This window comes from Pseudomonas sp. TTU2014-080ASC (assembly GCF_001446935.1).
In the GTDB taxonomy this organism is placed as follows: Bacteria; Pseudomonadota; Gammaproteobacteria; order Pseudomonadales; family Pseudomonadaceae; genus Aquipseudomonas.
Genome location: NZ_LKKK01000011.1, coordinates 802,939 through 821,850, shown reverse-complemented (window position 1 = coordinate 821,850; position 18,912 = coordinate 802,939). Strand labels below are relative to the sequence as shown.

21 protein-coding genes and 1 tRNA gene are annotated in these 18,912 nt (G+C 56.1%); 11 read left to right on the top strand and 11 right to left on the bottom strand.

Features of this window, described 5'->3' with window-relative positions; translation table 11 throughout:
- Nucleotides 1–233: 233 nt before the first annotated feature.
- Nucleotides 234–1,163 carry an alpha/beta hydrolase gene (locus AO726_RS14230; RefSeq protein WP_058068714.1) on the bottom strand — a complete coding sequence of 310 codons (930 nt, stop codon included), beginning with the start codon at nt 1,161–1,163 and terminating at the stop codon, nt 234–236.
- The gene (locus AO726_RS14225; protein WP_058068713.1) at nt 1,147–2,622 is read right to left on the bottom strand and encodes a flavin-containing monooxygenase; all 1,476 of its coding nucleotides are present in this window, start codon (nt 2,620–2,622) and stop codon (nt 1,147–1,149) included. Before AO726_RS14225 ends, AO726_RS14230 begins: the two co-directional genes overlap by 17 nt.
- A gap of 313 nt (nt 2,623–2,935) precedes the next feature.
- Here AO726_RS14225 and AO726_RS21445 point away from each other — a divergent pair, with 313 nt between their 5' ends.
- The 3 genes from AO726_RS21445 (at nt 2,936) to AO726_RS21610 (ending at nt 4,117) form a co-directional block, all read left to right on the top strand.
- Nucleotides 2,936–3,280 (top strand): hypothetical protein, encoded by a 345-nt coding sequence (locus AO726_RS21445; protein WP_241492114.1) that lies wholly within the window; start codon nt 2,936–2,938, stop codon nt 3,278–3,280.
- Nucleotides 3,281–3,418: 138 nt separating this feature from the next.
- Nucleotides 3,419–3,691, top strand: coding sequence for a hypothetical protein (locus AO726_RS21440; protein ID WP_241492113.1), 273 nt, complete (start codon nt 3,419–3,421; stop codon nt 3,689–3,691).
- A gap of 3 nt (nt 3,692–3,694) precedes the next feature.
- Nucleotides 3,695–4,117: a DUF4952 domain-containing protein gene (locus AO726_RS21610; RefSeq protein WP_058068712.1), complete on the top strand. Its 423-nt coding sequence runs from the start codon at nt 3,695–3,697 to the stop codon at nt 4,115–4,117.
- Between the two features lie 3 nt (nt 4,118–4,120).
- On the opposite strand, the gene umuC is transcribed toward AO726_RS21610, so the two are convergent.
- The 3 genes from umuC to AO726_RS14200 form a co-directional block, all read right to left on the bottom strand.
- Nucleotides 4,121–5,398 carry a translesion error-prone DNA polymerase V subunit UmuC gene (gene umuC / locus AO726_RS14210; protein WP_058068711.1) on the bottom strand — a complete coding sequence of 426 codons (1,278 nt, stop codon included), beginning with the start codon at nt 5,396–5,398 and terminating at the stop codon, nt 4,121–4,123.
- Nucleotides 5,391–5,822, bottom strand: a complete 432-nt coding sequence (locus tag AO726_RS14205) for a LexA family protein (protein WP_058068710.1) — start codon at nt 5,820–5,822, stop codon at nt 5,391–5,393. Before AO726_RS14205 ends, umuC begins: the two co-directional genes overlap by 8 nt.
- Nucleotides 5,823–6,172: 350 nt before the next feature.
- Nucleotides 6,173–6,262 (bottom strand) — tRNA-Ser (locus tag AO726_RS14200).
- A gap of 129 nt (nt 6,263–6,391) precedes the next feature.
- Between AO726_RS14200 and AO726_RS14195 the strand changes: the two genes are divergently transcribed.
- The 5 genes from AO726_RS14195 to AO726_RS14175 all read left to right on the top strand — a co-directional run bounded on the left by AO726_RS14195 (nt 6,392) and on the right by AO726_RS14175 (nt 8,562).
- Nucleotides 6,392–7,060, top strand: coding sequence for a Bax inhibitor-1/YccA family protein (locus tag AO726_RS14195; RefSeq protein WP_058068709.1), 669 nt, complete (start codon nt 6,392–6,394; stop codon nt 7,058–7,060).
- A gap of 123 nt (nt 7,061–7,183) precedes the next feature.
- On the top strand, nt 7,184–7,576 hold the full coding sequence (tusD, locus tag AO726_RS14190) for a sulfurtransferase complex subunit TusD (RefSeq protein WP_058068708.1): 393 nt from the start codon (nt 7,184–7,186) through the stop codon (nt 7,574–7,576).
- A gap of 1 nt (nt 7,577) precedes the next feature.
- Complete coding sequence (tusC, locus tag AO726_RS14185; protein ID WP_058068707.1) at nt 7,578–7,937, top strand: sulfurtransferase complex subunit TusC; 360 nt, start codon at nt 7,578–7,580, stop codon at nt 7,935–7,937.
- Complete coding sequence (gene tusB / locus AO726_RS14180) at nt 7,937–8,230, top strand: sulfurtransferase complex subunit TusB (RefSeq protein ID WP_058068706.1); 294 nt, start codon at nt 7,937–7,939, stop codon at nt 8,228–8,230. Before tusC ends, tusB begins: the two co-directional genes overlap by 1 nt.
- Nucleotides 8,227–8,562 carry a TusE/DsrC/DsvC family sulfur relay protein gene (locus AO726_RS14175; protein WP_058068705.1) on the top strand — a complete coding sequence of 112 codons (336 nt, stop codon included), beginning with the start codon at nt 8,227–8,229 and terminating at the stop codon, nt 8,560–8,562. The genes tusB and AO726_RS14175 overlap by 4 nt, the downstream gene beginning before the upstream one ends.
- Before the next feature lie 36 nt (nt 8,563–8,598).
- On the opposite strand, the gene cysG is transcribed toward AO726_RS14175, so the two are convergent.
- The 6 genes from cysG to ftsK form a co-directional block, all read right to left on the bottom strand.
- Entirely contained in the window at nt 8,599–9,993 is a 1,395-nt protein-coding gene (gene cysG, locus AO726_RS14170; protein WP_058068704.1) for a siroheme synthase CysG, read from the bottom strand.
- A 71-nt stretch (nt 9,994–10,064) separates the two neighbouring features.
- Nucleotides 10,065–11,345 (bottom strand): serine--tRNA ligase, encoded by a 1,281-nt coding sequence (gene serS / locus AO726_RS14165; protein WP_058068703.1) that lies wholly within the window; start codon nt 11,343–11,345, stop codon nt 10,065–10,067.
- Nucleotides 11,346–11,449: 104 nt separating this feature from the next.
- On the bottom strand, nt 11,450–11,830 hold the full coding sequence (gene crcB, locus AO726_RS14160) for a fluoride efflux transporter CrcB (RefSeq protein WP_058068702.1): 381 nt from the start codon (nt 11,828–11,830) through the stop codon (nt 11,450–11,452).
- Nucleotides 11,827–13,152: a replication-associated recombination protein A gene (locus AO726_RS14155; protein WP_058068701.1), complete on the bottom strand. Its 1,326-nt coding sequence runs from the start codon at nt 13,150–13,152 to the stop codon at nt 11,827–11,829. Before AO726_RS14155 ends, crcB begins: the two co-directional genes overlap by 4 nt.
- Nucleotides 13,153–13,175: 23 nt before the next feature.
- On the bottom strand, nt 13,176–13,799 hold the full coding sequence (gene lolA, locus AO726_RS14150) for an outer membrane lipoprotein chaperone LolA (RefSeq protein WP_058068700.1): 624 nt from the start codon (nt 13,797–13,799) through the stop codon (nt 13,176–13,178).
- Between the two features lie 11 nt (nt 13,800–13,810).
- Nucleotides 13,811–16,216, bottom strand: coding sequence for a DNA translocase FtsK (gene ftsK / locus AO726_RS14145; protein ID WP_082629136.1), 2,406 nt, complete (start codon nt 16,214–16,216; stop codon nt 13,811–13,813).
- A gap of 231 nt (nt 16,217–16,447) precedes the next feature.
- Here ftsK and trxB point away from each other — a divergent pair, with 231 nt between their 5' ends.
- Genes trxB through AO726_RS14130 form a run of 3 tightly spaced genes read left to right on the top strand, consistent with a single transcriptional unit; the run spans nt 16,448 to nt 18,891 of the window.
- Complete coding sequence (gene trxB / locus AO726_RS14140; protein WP_058068699.1) at nt 16,448–17,398, top strand: thioredoxin-disulfide reductase; 951 nt, start codon at nt 16,448–16,450, stop codon at nt 17,396–17,398.
- A 50-nt stretch (nt 17,399–17,448) separates the two neighbouring features.
- Nucleotides 17,449–18,129, top strand: coding sequence for a leucyl/phenylalanyl-tRNA--protein transferase (aat, locus tag AO726_RS14135; protein WP_058068698.1), 681 nt, complete (start codon nt 17,449–17,451; stop codon nt 18,127–18,129).
- 54 nt (nt 18,130–18,183) lie between these two features.
- Entirely contained in the window at nt 18,184–18,891 is a 708-nt protein-coding gene (locus tag AO726_RS14130) for an arginyltransferase (RefSeq protein ID WP_058068697.1), read from the top strand.
- Nucleotides 18,892–18,912 lie beyond the last annotated feature (21 nt).

The following is an 18,912-nucleotide window of genomic DNA, read 5'->3' as shown; positions in this document are numbered from 1 at the left end:
TGAAGCGATTCAGTACCTGAAACAGGCCGTTGGGAGACAACAGAACGGCCCCTGCAACATGCATTACAGCCGATGCTCGATTAACACAGCGAGTGATGCGGAATGCCGGATGATCTCCGGCCGATGCCTATAACTGCCTAAGCCTAACTGTGGCAGTCATATACGCAGACTAGTTCCGCAATCCGTCTTAAGCGAGAAATCTTACAAACGGATACACCATTTGCGCCCGGTGCTCAGCAACCGCGAGCCCGTATGAAACTGACTACATCAGCCAGCGCCCGATCAGCAACTTTGAGCAACCCGGCATGCGCCTGAAACACATGCCACAGATCCACATAGCGCTGGAGTTGCACCTCTACTCCAGCTTCTTGGGCCTTTTCAGCAAAACGCAAACTGTCATTACGCAGCAGCTCATCTTCACCAACCTGAATGAGCAGCGGCGCTAGCCCGGTCAAATCAGCATATTGCGGCGAAACACCAGGATCGCCCGGTTGCACATCGGCCGGGCAATACAGTGAAACCGCCTGGTGCATCCAGGCCTCACACAGCAGCGGATCCCCTGCTGGCGGCTGATGAATGTGTTCACCGGTAAAATCCGTCACCGGAGAAAAGCACACCAACGCGGCAGGTTGCGGTAAGCCTTGGTCACGGAGGTAGAGGCTGGTGATCAAGCTCAGATTTCCGCCAGCCGAGTCTCCGCCAATCACAATCTGCTCGGGCTTGTAGCCCTGCTCAATCAGTGCCTGAAACGCCGCCACAGCATCCTCCCGCGCGGCCGGATAGGGATGCTCAGGAGCCAGCCGGTAATCCAGCGCGCACACATCCATCTGCCCGCGCTTGGCCAAGTGAGCACAGATGGCCCGGTGCGTATTAGGCCCACCGATCAGATAAGCCCCGCCATGCAGATACAGCAGTACCGTGCCACTGCTACATGCTGGTCGATGCCACTCACAGCCCCTGCCCGCCAATGTTCCAGCGCTGCGCACAACCCCGGCAGGCGGCGGACTGATGGCAGTCAGCATGCGCAGCACCGCACGCTGACCGGCAATCGGCATGGGCGGCCGCACCAAACTGCGGAAAAACAGGCGCAATCCCCCGCGCAGAATCGCGCGCAGCAATCCCTGCTCAGACGCAGGTGTAATGAACTCAGCGGTGACAGTCATAGTCATGCAGCTCCGGTTTTCGGGTCTGAAAGCGGTATGTAAAGGTATAACCCGGCCAGTTATTGGTATTCTTGCCTGATGCAAGTTTGTACCAACTGGTGCATCCCTGTTCCCAGATCGTGCGATGGGAATCAGCTTGCACGGTGCGGTTATAACGGGCCTGCGTGTCTGCCTTCACATCGATCCAGCGCAGGCCCCGCTGCGTCATCAACCGCATGCAGCCAAGTACATAGCGGAACTGGCTTTCCAGCATGTACAGAATCGAGTTGTGGCCCAAGTTGGTGTTCGGCCCATACAGAATGAACAGATTGGGAAAACCACTGACACTGATGCCTTTGTACGCTTCTGCGCCATCGCGCCACACCTCGTTAAGCACCTGCCCGCCACGCCCGGTGATATGCATGGGCGAAAGAAACTCCGTCGCAGCAAAGCCTGTACCGTAAATCAGCGTATCGCAGGCGTGCTCGCGTCCATCCGCCGTAACAATTGAATGAGCCCGGACCTCACTGATGGTATCGGTTATTACCTGCACATTCGGCTGCGCCAACGCCGGCAGGTAATCGTTGCTGATCAGAATGCGCTTGCAGCCCATGGGGTAATCCGGCTGCAAACGCTCGCGCAAGGCCGGATCAGTAATATGCTGGCGCAGATGCCGGTCAAAGCTGCGGCGCATAAACGTCATCAGCCACGGCAGGCTGATAAACGCCAAACCGCGAACCTCATGATGCAGATACATCAGGCCTCGATTCACCCGCTGTAACAGCGGAACACGCTTGAACAAACCCTGCTCCCACCGGCTGTAGGCGCGATCCGGCTTACTCAGCACGTAAGCTGCCGAACGCTGGAACAGCATCAACTGCGCCACTTTGGGCTGAATCTGCGGGACAAACTGAATGGCCGACGCCCCCGTACCAATCACCGCCACGCGCTTACCCTCTAAATCCAGGTCATGCCGCCAACGCGCAGAGTGAAAGGCCTGCCCCTGAAACTGTGCCAACCCCGGCAACGCCGGATACGCCGGCTGATTGAGCTGGCCACAGGCACTGATCAGCACATCGCAGGTCAGTTCCTCCCCATCGCTCAGGGTCACACGCCAGCCGCCGTTCTCCTCCACAAAGGCCGCACTGCTGACCTCGGCATTGCAACGGATGCGCTCGGCGAGTCGGTATTTACTGATCAGATGCAAGCTGTACTGATGGATTTCCGCCTGAGGCGCGAACTTGCGACTCCAGTCGTGCTTAGGCTCAAAGGAGAACGAATAGAGATGGGACGGCACGTCACAAGCCGCTCCCGGATAGCTGTTATCGCGCCACGTGCCCCCAGGCTCAGCCGCTTTCTCCAGCAGCAGAAAGTCACTGTACCCCGCCTGCTGCAGCTGAATCGCCATGCCTAAACCGGCAAAGCCACTGCCAACAATCAGCACCTGTACATGAGGTGCATTGGGTAAATTGTTATTCATTGTTATGCCCAATATGGATGATGCGTGGTCGCATAGTAATCGCATCAGGCAAAACCGAAGGTGGCCTAAACGGCCAAAAGTCAGTAATTAGATGTCTGCGTGCCTACGTAGATTGCTTCACATTGGTTATGACTGCGTTGAGGTGGGGGCAGGTTGTGATCTAGCCATCAGGACGGCAGCCTTCTGGCCAAGTGTTCAGAGGTACGACTGACGCCTTTGGCAAAACACGGCGTATACCCACTACCCGCGAAGAAGAGATTCAGATTGAGCTGGACGAGCTCGCCTGACTAACCCAAAGCAAAGGGATGTAGGGATGACCAACGTACTGGCCAACAACCGCTCGGCCTCAAACTCAGTCAGCGGAAGCACTCACACAATACAAGTTCAAATGCTTTACAGCCGAAGGGCAGACGATACTGGCTGGCTCGGCGTAAAACTGGAGCCTAGCGGCCCTGTCGTTTTCATCTGTGAGTACACCAAAGTGACACTCATCAGGAAAACCAACGGCAGGACTTACTTTCGGATAGCCGATGGAAACGGCGAATATGTCGGCAGAGAGGCCAGCCTAAAAGACGGAAATGCGGCAAAGTTTCTGAAAACTGGCGGCGTTTCAGGCCCAGCCACGGTGCAGGTCAAATATGCAGGGAAACCTGAGTAAATACGTTCAGAGATCCGTGGAGACACCAACCCCCAGCAATGGGCAGTTACAACGTTCAATGGCAACACAGCCAGAGTTACCCTCAACAGCGTGTGGGGTCACGGCTACACCCCAATCCCAGTGGGGCGTCACAAAATCATGGCCCCTGACTACTCACACGCCAACATCCCCACGAGTGGCTACCGTGCCGCGCACCCTGGTCAAATCCGCTGCACAGACGTCTGGTTCCCGATAGCTCTGCAAGGTACAACCACCAACAGCTCCCGCTACATTCACATTGGTCATCTTTCGGAAGGCTGCGTAACCTTCTACGAACTGCTCAAATGGAATGCCATCTATGACTACCTCATCAACAAACGGGAACGAGGTAACAACGGCAAATTCATTGGCGACCTGATCGTGACGGCCTGAATTATGAGAAACGTACTTCCCCTTCTCGCTCTGACATTTCTGCTAGGACTTTCAGGCTGCGCCAACGCAGACCTCAGCTGTGGAGACTTACTTGATGATCTTGGAAACAAACCAAGTGCCATTGAGTACCAAAGCTGCACTGTAGAAAAAGACAGACAGGGCCAACCCTTCACAGCCCGTTACCGAGTGAAAGGTGTTGACGCCACAGCAGCGGAAGCGTATCTAAGCGCTACGTTTGGCATGCCCGCGCTCAGGCGTTCATGCTGCCAGTGGGATGCCCCCAATGGTTCATACATAGACGAAGGAACTGGCCATAACTTCACCGTCATCATGGCCTCAGAAGAGACCACCATCAGTGAACGGGAACATTGGTCGCAAATCCCCTACTTCTACATCCTCGTGAGCGGCTACAACGAACTGCCTTAGCCGTTATTTAGCCCCCACCTCCCACAGCTGATCCAACCGCGTCGTGTAGCTTGCGCTTAGCAGCTCACGGCGCATGGACCAACCGGGAGTTGCTGGGACTCCACCTGGACGCAGGGTGCCTTTGCCCCATCGGGCGTTGATAGTGTCCATGACCTTCATGACCTTCTCGGCGGCAGCTGGCTGGGTAGTAGCGAACAGATCGTCTGTGTACTCGCCGCGCTGACACAGATCGATCAGCAGCACCTCTGCTTTGGCGTATGCGTGCCCTACCCTGAAAATCTGCTCAACGCCCTCAACTGCCGCTTTGGTGATGACCCGAGTGTCATCCGTTGGGTACGGCAACTCGCAGATCAAGCCTCGTGCGTACTTTGCTTCCTCAGGGTTGAACATGCCGGTTCGGATACTGACGCGCACCTTCTTGCACAACGACCTCTGCCGGCGCAGCTTCTCGCACGCCCGCACCGCGTAGCTGGCCACCGCCTCCTTTATAGGAGGTAACTCACGAATCCGTTTGCCGAACATCCTGGAACAGCAAATCTCCTGTTTATTGGGTACAACGTGCTCCAGCTCCAGGCACGAAATCCCCCGCAGCTCACGGGCGGTTTTCTCCACCACCACACTGAACTGCTTACGCAGCGTCCAGGCATCGGCCTGCGCCAAGTCCCATGCAGTTTTGATGCTCATAGCCTCAAGGTGAGCCGTCATCCGCTTGCCGATGCCCCACACCTCGCTGACCTCCACCGCCTTCAGCAGCTTGTCGCGGCGCACCGGGTCCAGAATGTCCACCACCCCACCCGTTTGCCGCTGCCAGCGTTTAGCCGCATGGTTCGCCAGTTTGGCCAGTGTTTTCGAAGAGCCGATACCAACCCCAGTTGGAATGCCCGTAGAGCGCAGCACCTGGGCACGGATATCCCGGCATAGCCGCTCAATCGCGCCTGCTGGCAGGCCGGTCAGTTCTACAAACGCCTCATCAATCGAATACACCTCAAGCGCCGGGACCATCGACTCTATGACCGTCATCACCCGCTGACTCATATCACCGTACAGCGCGTAATTGCTTGAGAACGCCACAATGCCGTGCTTACGCAGCTTGTCCTTGATCTGAAAATACGGCTCGCCCATCTTCACGAACGGCTTAGCATCCGCCGAACGGGCAATCACGCAGCCGTCATTGTTCGACAGTACCACGATAGGTACACGCGCCAGATCGGGCCGGAACACCCGCTCGCAGCTCGCATAAAAAGAATTGCAGTCGATCAGCGCAAAGACTCGCTCAGCCATGGTTGTGGCTTCTCACACTGAAACGCACCACACCCCAGATAGACAGCTCATCGGACTCCAAAATGTAGCGTGGCGGATACTTAGGATTCTCAGAACGCAGCACCGTCATCTGCCCTTCAATGCTGAAGCGCTTCACAAGCGGCTCACTATTCAACGCCGCAATGACGATATCCCCGCTGCGCGGCTCTTTAGAGCGATCCACCAGCAACAGATCACCGTCAAAGATACCTGCCTGCACCATGCTATCCCCGGTCACACGCACTATGTACGTATGCGGAGCCCGCAGATTGAACAGTTCGTCTAAGGAAATATCCCGCTCCAGGTGATCCTGCGCAGGGCTCGGGAAGCCAGCGGGCACCCGGAAAGAAAAGAACGGATAGCTTCCCCCTCCGTGGGAAATTCGTCCGAGGTAGTCGAAGGGCATGGCACACACCACAAAAGCTGTACATACATACAGTATAAATGTGCCATTACTGAAAAATGAAGCCAGTTGTCAGTTGGCCTCTCAACTGCCTGACCGATGTCGCAGCAGGCTGTTGCCCGTACGCTCACTGAGCTACAGCAATGTTTCAACGCCCCCCAAACAAAAACAGACCGGGCTACGCCTCCCCGCTTTCAGTAGCAGCAGGCTTTAGAGTCCGCCATCAATATAGCGGCTTTGATACCAGTTGCTGGGATGGGGCGGAAGGCTAAAAAATCAGGAGATGAGTTGCGCAAAACCCCTGCCTCAGAAACGCCAAAGCCCCGTATAAAACGGGGCTTTGGTTTCGTATATGGCGGAAGCGGTGAGATTCGAACTCACGGAAGAGTTTCCCCTTCGACGGTTTTCAAGACCGTTGCATTCAACCGCTCTGCCACGCTTCCGGCGTTTGCGGGCGGCAATCTTACCTGATAGTTACACACTGTCAAACTCTTCGTGCAGGAAGATGAAAAAGCTCTGCTATAGTCGCCGGTATCCTTAGTATGGATTCACCAGAAATCAGGAGTTTCAACATGACTCAACACAATTACGCACTGGATCACTCCCAGGCGGAACAGCAGGAGGTAAGCCGCGTCCTGCGCAATACTTACGGCCTGCTGGCAATCACGCTCGCTTTCAGCGGTCTGGTGGCCTACTTCTCTCAGCAGGCCAACCTGCCTTATCCGAATATCTTCGTGGTGCTGATCGGCTTCTACGGCCTGTTCTTCCTTACGGTAAAACTGCGCAACTCTGGCTGGGGCCTGGTTTCTACCCTCGCTCTGACCGGTTTTATGGGCTACACCCTTGGCCCAATCCTTAACCGCTATCTGGGCATGGCCAATGGCGCTGAAGTTATCAGCTCCGCCTTTGCCATGACGGCACTGGTGTTCTGCGGTCTGTCTGCTTATGTGCTGACCACCCGCAAAGACATGAGCTTCCTCAGCGGCTTTATCACCGCCGGCTTCTTTGTCCTGCTAGGCGCCGTGGTTGCCAGCTTCTTCTTCCAGATCAGTGGCCTGCAACTGGCGATCAGCGCTGGTTTTGTACTGTTCTCCTCGGTCTGCATCCTGTACCAGACCAGCGCCATCATTCATGGCGGCGAACGCAACTACATCCTGGCCACCATCAGCCTGTATGTGTCGATCTACAACCTGTTCGTAAGCCTGCTGCAGCTGTTCGGCATCATGGGCAGCGACGACTAATGCAGAGGGTTAACCTCAAAGCCCTGCCAGGCAAGCGCCGGCAGGGCTTTTTTGTTGCCTGCGCTTTTGTGTATGGGACAGCAAGGCCTTATCATTCGCCCTAATTGCTTTATGTGGCCCGCTATGAAATTCGCAATCGCTCTGTTTTCTCCACCTCACGCGTCTTCTTCACGCCGAGCTCTGCGCTTTGCCGAAGCAGCCCTGAATTCTGGGCATGAAATCGTGCGCCTGTTCTTCTATCAGGACAGCGTTCACACAGCATCGAGCAATATCGTCAGCCCGCAAGATGAGTTGGATCTACCGGGCGAATGGCGCGCGTTGATCGAGAAACATCAGTTAGATGCCGTCATCTGCATTGCTGCGGCCCTTCGCCGGGGCATACTGAATGAGCAGGAAGCGCAGCGCTACAATCGACCTGCGGCTAACACTCACGCGCCATGGGAGCTTTCCGGCTTGGGCCAGTTGCACGAGGCCTCTCAGCTTGCTGATCGTCTAATCTGCTTTGGAGACAACTGAGATGGCCAAGTCGATGCTGATCATCAGCCGCCAAGCTCCATGGAGCGGCCCATCGGCACGTGAAGCGCTGGATATCGCCTTAGCCGGAGGCGCTTTCGATCTGCCAATTGCCATGCTGTTTATGGATGACGGCGTATTTCAGCTCAGTGCAAACCAGCAGCCCCGCGACCTTGAGCAAAAAGACCTGAGCGCCAACCTGCAAGCGCTGCCCATATTCGGTGTCGACGCGTTATTTGCCTGCCAGCACAGCCTGCAAGCCCGCGGTCTCCTCGACGCTCCTATGGCCTTGCCCGCAGAGCAACTGGCACCAGCTGATATCCGTGCCCTGATAGACCGCTTTGACCAGGTGATTACGATCTAATGGCTACCTTGCATGTACTATCCCACTCGCCCTACTCCAACAGCAGCCTTGAAAGCTGTCTGCGCTTGCTGGGCGAGCAAGACGGCCTGCTACTGAGCGGTGATGCGGTTTATGCCCTGCAAACCGGCTCTGACGCCAACGGCAAACTTACGCAAGCCACAAAAGCGCTGTATGCGCTGGAAGAGGACGTTACGGCTCGCAACATCAGCTCTGACCACAACGTCCAACTGGTGGATTACAACGCGTTCGTTGAGCTTTGCTACCAGTACGACAAAGTGAATTCGTGGCTATGAGCACATTACAGGTTGCAGGGCGCGAACTGCCTCTGGACAAGGATGGCTATCTGGTTGAACTGACAGATTGGTCTGAGGACGCCGCTCAAGCGCTGGCGGCTCAGGAAGGGATCGAGCTCAGCCCTGAACACTGGGAAATCCTGCACTTACTGCGCAAGTTCTACGACGAATTCCAACTGTCACCCGCGAACCGCCCGCTGATCAAATACGCAGCCCTGCACCTTGGCACCGACAAAGGCAACAGCCTGCACTTGAATCGCCTATTCAACGGCACCCCAGCTAAGCTGGCAGCCAAGCTGGCAGGTTTACCCAAGCCGACCAACTGCCTCTGACGCATCAGGGCTCACGCAGGGCCCTGATCACCAGCTTTAGAGCTGGGATTGAGCGCCCTCAAACCAAGCCAGTTTACCCCTGAGGCTAACCACCTCACCGACAATAACCAGTGTCGGAGCCTTCACCTCATGCTCAGCCACAAGCTGCGGCAAGGTCGCCAGCGTGCCAGTGAAGACCCGCTGATTCTGCGTCGTGCCCTGCTGGATCAGCGCCGCTGGGGTATCAGCTGAGCGGCCGTGGGCAATCAGTTGCTGACAGATCGACGGCAAGCCAACCAACCCCATGTAGAACACTAGGGTTTGCCCTGGTGCGACCAGATCAGTCCACGGCAAGTTGGTCGTACCATCTTTCAGGTGACCGGTGACGAAACGCACGGACTGCGCATAGTCCCGGTGCGTCAGCGGGATACCTGAATATGCCGCACAGCCAGAGGCTGCGGTAATGCCCGGCACCACTTGAAACGGAATGCCATGGGATGCCAGCTCCTCGATTTCCTCGCCACCACGCCCAAAGATAAAGGGATCACCGCCCTTCAGGCGCAGCACACGCTTACCCTCTTTGGCCAGATCAACCAAACGCTGATTGATCTGATCCTGCGGCACCGCATGCTCAGAGCGCTGCTTGCCGACATAGATGCGCTCTGCGTCACGCCGGCACAACTCAATGATGGCTGGCGCAACAAGACGGTCATACAGCACCACATCCGCCTGCTGCATCAGGCGCAGAGCACGGAAGGTGAGCAAGTCGGGATCACCCGGTCCTGCACCAACCAGATACACCTCACCGACATTACGCTCAGCATTGCCCGCCAGCTTGTTCTCCAGCAACTGCTCAGCTTCCTGCTGCTTGCCTGCAAAGACGCTTTCGGCAATTTGCCCCTGAAACACCTCTTCCCAGAAAACTCGGCGCTGCTGGACATTCGGCAGCAATGCCTTAACCCGATGCCGAAAACGCCCGGCTAAACCGGCCAGATGCCCGTAAGTGGCTGGCAACCAAGTCTCAATCTTGGCCCGCACCAAGCGGGCCAAAACTGGCGCATCACCACCGCTACTGATCGCGACCACAAGCGGAGAACGGTCAACGATAGCCGGGAAAATCACGCTGCACAGCTGCGGAGCATCCACCACATTGACCGGAATACCCTGCGCTTGAGCGTCCGCCGACACTTGCGCATTCAGCTCTGAATCGTCCGTTGCGGCGATAACCAGCACCGTCTTATCCAGATCAGCCGCCTGATACCCCCGCAGCAGCAATTCACCGCCCACTGCCCGAACCAACTGCTCAAGCTCTCCCACAATATCCAGCGCCACCACGCGCAGCGTGGCACCGGCATCAGCCAGCAGGCGCGCTTTGCGCAGCGCCACTTCACCGCCACCTACAACTAATACCCGGCGGCCTTGCAGCTTGTGAAACAGAGGGAGAAATTCCATGACGCGCACACTCGATTGTTCAAAACAAAACGGGGCGGCCGCAGCCACCCCGTTACGGCATCAGCAAAGGCTTAGCCGATAACTTCAATACCTGCCATGTACGGCTTGAGCACTTCCGGCACACGGATGCTGCCGTCGGCTTGCTGGTAGTTCTCCAGCACTGCAACCAATGTACGGCCAACCGCCAGACCAGAACCGTTCAGGGTATGCACCAGTTCCGGCTTGCCGGTTTCCGGGTTGCGGTAACGGGCTTGCATACGACGCGCCTGGAAATCCCCGCAGTTGGAACAAGAAGAGATTTCGCGGTACTTGTCCTGGCTCGGAATCCACACTTCCAGATCATAGGTTTTAACCGCACCGAAGCCCATATCACCGGTGCACAGCGCCAGTTTGCGGTATGGCAGTTCAAGCAGTTGCAGCACACGCTCGGCGTTGGCGGTCAGGCTTTCCAGTGCTTCGAAGGACTTGCTCGGTTCGACAACCTGAACCATCTCGACCTTGTCGAACTGGTGCTGACGAATCATGCCGCGGGTGTCACGCCCGGAAGCGCCCGCTTCACTGCGGAAGCAAGGTGTGTGAGCAACCAGTTTCAGCGGCAGCTGTTTCACATCAAGGATTTCACCAGCCACGATATTGGTCAGCGACACCTCAGCAGTCGGGATCAGGTAGAGATCCGCCTCGCCATCACGTCCGATCTTGAACAGGTCTTCCTCAAACTTCGGCAGCTGGCCAGTGCCCTGCAGCGCCGGAGCTTGCACCAAATAAGGCGTGTAGGCCTCTTCATAACCATGCTCTGCGGTGTGCAGGTTGATCATGAATTGGGCCAGCGCACGGTGCAGACGGGCAATCGGACCACGTAGCAAAGCAAAGCGGGCACCGGACAGCTTGGCGGCTGTTTCAAAGTCCAGCCAGCCGAACTTCTCACCCAGCGCGACGTGATCCTGTACCGGGAAGTCGAACTCACGCGGCGTCCCCCAACGGGACACTTCGACGTTGTCGTCTTCGTCAGCGCCAACCGGCACGGAAGCGTCAGGCAGGTTAGGGATGCTCAGCAGCAGTTGATCGAGCTCAGTCTGAATTGCATCCAGCTGACGCTTGCCCTCTTCCAGGTCGTTACCCATCTGATTGACTTCAGCCATCAGCGGCGCGATGTCTTCGCCACGCTGCTTGGCCTGGCCAATGGATTTTGAGCGACTGTTACGTTCGGCCTGCAACTGTTCTGTGCGGGTTTGTACAGTTTTGCGCTGCGCCTCCAGGGCTTCAATGCGCGCGACATCGAGGACAAAGCCGCGGGTCGCCAAGCGCTCAGCCACTTCCTGGAGCTGGGTACGAACGAGTTTGGAATCGAGCATGTTTGGAGTCTCAACACTTCAAAAATGGGTTTTGCATGGCTGAACCACGCAAGCAATAGTGCAGTTTAAGGCTTTAGACGGCCTTGTTGCCACATCACCGGGCGTTAATGATAAATACGTACTAAGGCAAAGCCAGCCCAGACAGCCAGAATGCCAGTCACCACACTCACGGCGAGGTAGGCCAGTGCCTCAGCGGTGCGGCCACCTTCAAATAACTTGAACAACTCAAGGCTGAACGAGGAAAAGGTGGTAAAGCCTCCCAACACGCCAACAATCAGCCCACTACGCAACTCAACCGGGAGATCGCTGCGCATCAGAAACAATGCCGACAGCACACCAATTAGCAAGCAGCCAAGAACATTTACGGTCAGAGTGCCGAGATAGAAATGACGTGGCCATTGCGCTACAACCCACTGACCGAGAAAAAAACGCATAACCGAGCCGACAGCCCCACCCAAAGCAATCGCCAATGCCAGTCGCATCATGGTTTACGCCTCTGCCGGGGGCTGCTCGCATCGAGATTTTTCAGGTGCTGTAATTTATCGCGAATCTTCAGCTCAAGGCCGCGCGGCACTGGCTGGTAGTACTCACGCGGCTCGAAATTTTCCGGGAAGTAATCCTCGCCCGCCGCAAAAGCATCTGGCTCATCATGGGCATAACGGTATTCATCGCCATAGCCCAACTGCTTCATCAGCTTGGTCGGCGCATTGCGCAAGTGCAGCGGCACCTCTAACGAACCAAACTCAGACGCATCGCGCATAGCCGCCTTAAAGCCGGTGTAAACCGCATTGCTTTTCGGCGCACAGGCCAGATAGACGATGGCTTGCGCCACTGCCAGCTCCCCCTCAGGACTGCCTAAGCGTTCCTGTACATCCCAGGCATTAAGGCACAGCGTCAGCGCTCGCGGGTCAGCATTGCCGATATCTTCACTGGCCATGCGCACCACACGACGGGCGATATACAGCGGATCACAACCGCCATCCAGCATCCGCGCATACCAATACAACGCGCCATTTGGACTGGAGCCGCGTACCGACTTGTGCAGCGCCGAAATCTGATCGTAGAAAGCTTCTCCGCCCTTATCGAAGCGACGGCGACTGTCGCCCAGCAAATCCAGAAGCAGCTCGGTGCCGATCTCACCGTTGTCTTCCGCCAGATCGGCGGCATTTTCGAGAAAGTTCAGCAGGCGGCGGCCATCGCCATCCGCTGCAGACATGAGAATTTTGAAACTCTCTTCCGGCAACTGTAGGTGACGATCCCCAAGTCCTTTACTCTCAGTCAGAGCTCGCTCCACGAGTTTGCGCATCGCGGCCTCATCCAAACTCTTGAGCACATAAACCCGCGCCCGCGACAGCAAAGCGTTGTTCAACTCAAAGGATGGGTTTTCCGTGGTCGCGCCGATAAAGATCAGCGTGCCGTCTTCCACATACGGCAAAAAGGCGTCTTGCTGAGACTTGTTGAAGCGGTGCACTTCGTCGACAAACAAAATGGTGCGGCGACCATACTGCGCTGCATGCTGCTGCGCCACTTCAACGGCCTGACGGATTTCCTTCACGCCAGACAGCACGGCTGAGATGGTCTCAAAATGCGCATCAGTGACCTGCGCGAGCAGCTTGGCCAGGGTGGTTTTACCAACGCCGGGCGGCCCCCAGAAGATCATTGAGTGCAGCGCACCCTGCTCTAAGGCTTCGCGCAGCGGCTTGCCTCGGGCTAGTAAGTGCTCCTGCCCGACGTACTCATCCAGACTGGTTGCGCGCAAGCGAGCAGCCAGTGGCTGTGCGACAGGAGCTTTACCGAATAAATCCATGACGTGCGTGTAATGCCTCGGGGTTATTCCTGAATGACGTCCGCGCCAGCAGGAATTTCAAACGTGAACTGAGCGTTGTCCTGCGGCTCATTCATTTTCACGCCCATAAACAGAATATTGGTGCGCTGACCAATACTGTCGATCAGTTGCATGTCATTCAGGACACTGTTGCGGAACGACAGACGCAGACTGTCAAACAGGCTGTCTTTGGCTTTGGGCTTGAGGATGAAATCCACCACGTTGCCGCCTTCATTGTGAGTGATCTCGAAGTTCTCGCGAATCTTCGAGACATCACCGGAAAGCAGTAGCGCAGGTGTATGGGTCAAACGCTGATCCAGCGCCTGAATGGTGACTTGCTGCAGGTCCGGGTCGTACAACCAGACTTTCTCTCCGTTGGAGACCAGCAACTGCTCCATCGGCTGATCAGTGTGCCAACGAAACAGTCCCGGACGCTTCAGTACCAGCTGCCCCGAAGTTTCCTGTAGCTGTGTACCGCTGGCATCCAGACTGAGTTGGGAGAAACGAGCCGTAATCGTCTGAGCCTGAGTCAACAGATCGGCCAGGCGCTTGGCCGCCACTTCATCTGCCACTGCAGTCACGCTGGCAAGGCTCAGTACGGCCACGAACATCAAGCGAATTAAACGCATGGGAATCCTTTTTAGTCTCGGACCGGGCTCGGCGCGATGACTTCGCGCGAGCCATTAGTGTTCATTGAGGTTACAACGCCAGCCATTTCCATGGCTTCAATCATTCGAGCTGCACGGTTGTAGCCAATTTTAAGCTTGCGCTGCACAGCGGAAATGGACGCACGACGGCTTTCGGTCACAAAACGCACGGCCTCATCGTACAGAGGGTCTTCTTCGCTTCCCTCTCCGCCACCTTCACCACCGCCTTCAAAGCCGCTGCCTGCCTCTTCACCACCTGAGAGAATGTCCTCGATGTAATCCGGCGCGCCACGTTGCTTCCAGGCCTCAACCACACGGTGAACCTCGTCATCAGAGACGAAAGCACCGTGCACACGAATCGGCAAGCCCGTGCCCGGCGGCATGTACAGCATGTCACCATGTCCCAGCAGTTGCTCCGCACCGCCCTGATCCAGAATGGTCCGCGAGTCGATCTTGCTGGAAACCTGGAAGGCCATACGGGTCGGGATGTTGGCCTTGATCAAACCGGTAATCACGTCCACCGAAGGTCGCTGCGTGGCAAGAATCAAGTGGATACCCGCCGCACGGGCCTTCTGCGCGATACGGGCGATCAGCTCTTCAACCTTTTTGCCCACAATCATCATCATGTCGGCGAATTCGTCGACAATTACCACAATAGTAGGCAACGGTTTGAGCAGTGGCGCTTCATCTTCCATGCTTTCACGCTTGTACAGCGGATCAGGCAGCGGCTCGCCGGCCTCGATCGCATCCTTAACCTTGCGGTTAAAGCCCGCCAGGTTACGCACGCCGAGTTTGGACATGAGCTTGTAACGGCGCTCCATCTCAGCCACCGACCAGCGCAGAGAGTTGGCTGCTTCTTTCATGTCTGTCACAACCGGACAGAGCAGATGCGGAATGCCTTCGTAGATGGACAGTTCAAGCATTTTCGGGTCGATCATGATCAACCGTGCCTCTTCCGGCGTCGACTTGAACAGGATCGACAGGATCATGGCGTTCACACCCACCGACTTACCGGAACCGGTTGTACCGGCAACGAGCAAGTGTGGCATACGCGCCAAGTCAGTGATAACGGGCTTACCGCCGATGTCATGACCAAGCGCCAGGGTTACTGGCGATTTAGCTTCGTCGTACTCCGTTGAAGACAGCACCTCAGAGAAACGCACGATCTGCCGATCTTCGTTGGGAATTTCGATACCCACAGTGGTCTTGCCAGGAATCACCTCAACAACCCGAACACTGATCACCGCCAGCGAACGCGCCAAATCCTTAGCCAAGTTGGAGATACGACTGACCTTAACCCCAGCAGCAGGCTGGATTTCAAAGCGGGTAATCACTGGCCCCGGATGAACAGACTCAACCTGAACCTCAACCCCAAACTCCTTGAGTTTGATCTCCAGAAGGCGACTCATGCCCTCAAGAGACTCCGGCGAATAACTCTTCTGGATCTTTTCAGCTTTATCGAGCAGCGAAATTGGCGGCAAAGTGCCAGCCAAGGCACTGTCTTCAAACAGACTGACCTGCTTCTCTTTCAGAACACGCTTACTGGGCTCAGGCGCTTTCGGAGCCTCAGGTGCGGCAATCACCGGAGCTGGGCGATTGACCCTCTCAGTCATGTGCTTGTTCAGCGACTCCTCGCGCTCAATCAGGCGTTCCTTGACCTTGGCCTGCTCACGACGATCTGGAATCACCGGAGCCGCCACTTCAGAAACGCGCTCATCGACTTCACGCAATTGAGCCACCAGCTGTTTGCGCTCAAGACGAGCACTCCACCAGCGGTTGGCCAGCCCCTGAATCAACTCAATCAAGTCGAGTGTGATCTTTCCGGTCAGGTCCATAACCTTGAACCAGGAGAGGTCCACAAAAATAGTGAGGCCAAAGAGGAACAGCGCGATAAACAACAACGTGCTGCCCTGCACGTTCAGGGCGTTGATACCAAACTGACCAATACTCTCACCGACGGCTCCACCAGCCGATGCGGGCAGCCCCTGCCCAGCAGTGAAGTGGATATCTGCAAGCGCTGCGCCCGCCAGCACCAGAATCACCAAGCCAATCATGCGCCAGGAAAACAGCCAACCACTCCACTGCCATGGTTGATGCCGGGTTTTGAATACCTGAATAGTCTTGATCATCAGCAACAGCGGGAACACGTAGGCGAAATAGCCCAGAACCATAAACAGGATGTCAGCCATCCAGGCACCAGCACGCCCTGCTGCGTTGTGCACCTGATCAACCGTACTTGTGTGAGTCCAACCCGGATCGCCTGCATCGTATGTCAGCAGCGCCATCCACATATAAAGGCAGAGCGCTCCCAGACCAATCAGCGCGCCTTCTTTCAAACGCGAAGGCAATTGCTGACGCCAGATCGGGAGAGCTTTGGGAGTTGAGCTAGATTTCTTCAAAACGCATCTGTTCCTGCACCAAAGGTGCCGAATGAGTAATTAATGGCGAAATATGCAGCGATTGTACGATTTTAGCCAGGCAGTCACCGGCACACTATAAATTGCTGCCTGAGCATCTGTACCTGACTCCCGCCGTACACTACTTCGGTGTAGCATAATCACCAATGTCGTCCGTGCTGCCCAATTTGAGCATGCATTTTCTTTTGTGACAAAGGCTTATGAGGTGTTTTTATGAGTGACGTCAAGCACACACGCTTGATTATCCTGGGCTCCGGACCTGCCGGTTACAGCGCTGCCGTTTATGCTGCTCGCGCAAACCTCAAGCCGGTCATTATCACCGGCATGCAGCCTGGCGGCCAATTGACCACTACCACTGAGGTCGATAACTGGCCCGGTGACGTTGAAGGTCTGACCGGCCCGGCACTGATGGAGCGCATGCAAAAACACGCTGAACGCTTTGAAACCGAGATCATCTACGACCATATTCATACCGCTGAGTTGCAATCCCGCCCGTTCACTCTTAAGGGTGACAGCGGCACCTACACCTGCGATGCGCTGATCATCGCCACTGGTGCGTCTGCTCAGTACCTGGGACTGCCCTCTGAAGAAGCCTTCTCCGGCAAAGGCGTTTCCGCCTGCGCAACCTGCGATGGTTTCTTCTATCGCAACCAAGTTGTAGCCGTGATCGGCGGCGGCAATACGGCTGTTGAAGAAGCACTGTATCTGTCCAATATCGCCAAAGAAGTTCACTTGGTTCACCGTCGCGACAAGTTGCGCTCCGAGAAAATTCTCCAGGACAAAATCTTCGACAAAGCCGCCAACGGCAATATCGTCCTGCACTGGAATCATGAGCTGGACGAGGTGCTTGGTGACAACACTGGTGTTACCGGTGCGCGACTGAAGTGCACCCAAACCGGCAATACCACTGACTTACCGCTCGCTGGCGTGTTCATTGCTATCGGTCACAAGCCGAACACTGACCTATTCCAAGGCCAGCTGGAAATGCGCGATGGCTATCTCGTGGTCAAAGGCGGCAATGAAGGCAACGCCACAGCTACCAATATTGAAGGCGTTTTTGCTGCTGGTGACGTGGCTGATCACGTCTACCGCCAGGCCATTACCTCGGCCGGCGCGGGCTGCATGGCAGCCCTCGATGTAGAAAAATACCTGGACCACAATTGATCCACGCAGGGCGGATACCAAATCCGCCCTGCCCTACTCCGGCCAAGCCCATGCTGACGTGGCTGCAACGCGACTCATTCGATTTCCCCCCACTCTCCAAGGCCCTGCGCAATCCAAACGGATTGTTAGCGGCTGGCGGCGATCTCAGCCCTGAGCGACTGATTCAAGCCTATCGCCACGGTTGCTTCCCCTGGTATCAGGATGGCCAGCCTATTCTTTGGTGGTCTCCCGATCCACGAACGGTTTTATTGCCAAATCAACTGCATGTCTCGCGCAGCATGGCCAAACTACTCAGGCAAGGTCGCTACCGCGTCAGTTTCGATGAAGCATTCACACAGGTGATCCACGCCTGTGCGGCACCGCGCAGCTATGCCAATGAAACCTGGATCACCCGCGAAATGCAGGATGCCTACATTACTCTGCATGAACGCGGCATTGCCCATTCCGTTGAAGTCTGGAAAGAGGACCAACTTGTCGGCGGCCTTTATGGACTGGCGATGGGCCAGCTATTCTTTGGCGAGTCCATGTTCAGCCGAGTCGATAACGCATCCAAAATCGGCTTTGTGACATTGACGCAACATCTGCAGGAATGGGGTTTTGTCCTTATAGACTGCCAAATGCCGACTCAGCACCTGATCAGCCTTGGCGCACACAGCATTAGCCGTAGCGAGTTTGCTGACTACCTACATAAACATCTTGACCAGCCTAACAAGGCTGACTGGCTCGCCTAGGCGAGCTAGCAAGGCTGGCATACACTTAAGCCAAGCCTACGTCGAGAACCGAACATGACCGAGCTGGCCCGGCTGAAGTTTTACGCGACACAACCCCACCCATGTAGCTACCTGCCCGACGAACAGGCAACCACCCTGTTCCTCGACCCCAGTCAGCCAATGGATGCAGGGGTCTATGCCGAGCTTTCAGAGCTGGGCTTCCGCCGCAGTGGCGACCACCTCTACCGCCCACACTGCCAACGCTGCACGGCATGCGTCCCGGCGCGCATACCGACGGATCGCTTCACGCCTAATCGTCAGCAGCGGCGTATCTTCAAACGCAATCAAGATCTGACCGTAACCAAGGCCCGCCCCTCATTCAAAGAGGAATATTACGAGCTTTACGCCCGCTACATTGAACTGCGTCACTCTGACGGAGACATGTATCCGCCTAACCGAGAACAATTCACCACCTTTTTGGTTCGCGACCTGAGCTTCTCGCACTTCTATGAATTTCGCCTCAACGGCCGACTGCTCGCGGTTGCAGTCACCGATGTCCTGCCAAACGGTCTATCAGCGGTTTACACCTTCTACGATCCAGATGAAGAACAGCGCAGCCTTGGCCGCTACGCCATCCTCTGGCAGATAACCGAGTGTGCACGCCAGCACCTCGAAGCTGTCTACCTGGGTTACTGGATCAAGAACTGCCGCAAGATGAATTACAAGACTCAATACCGCCCCATTGAGCTGTTTATCAACCAACGCTGGGTATCTCTTAACTGAAGCCCTTGGCGCAAAGACCAC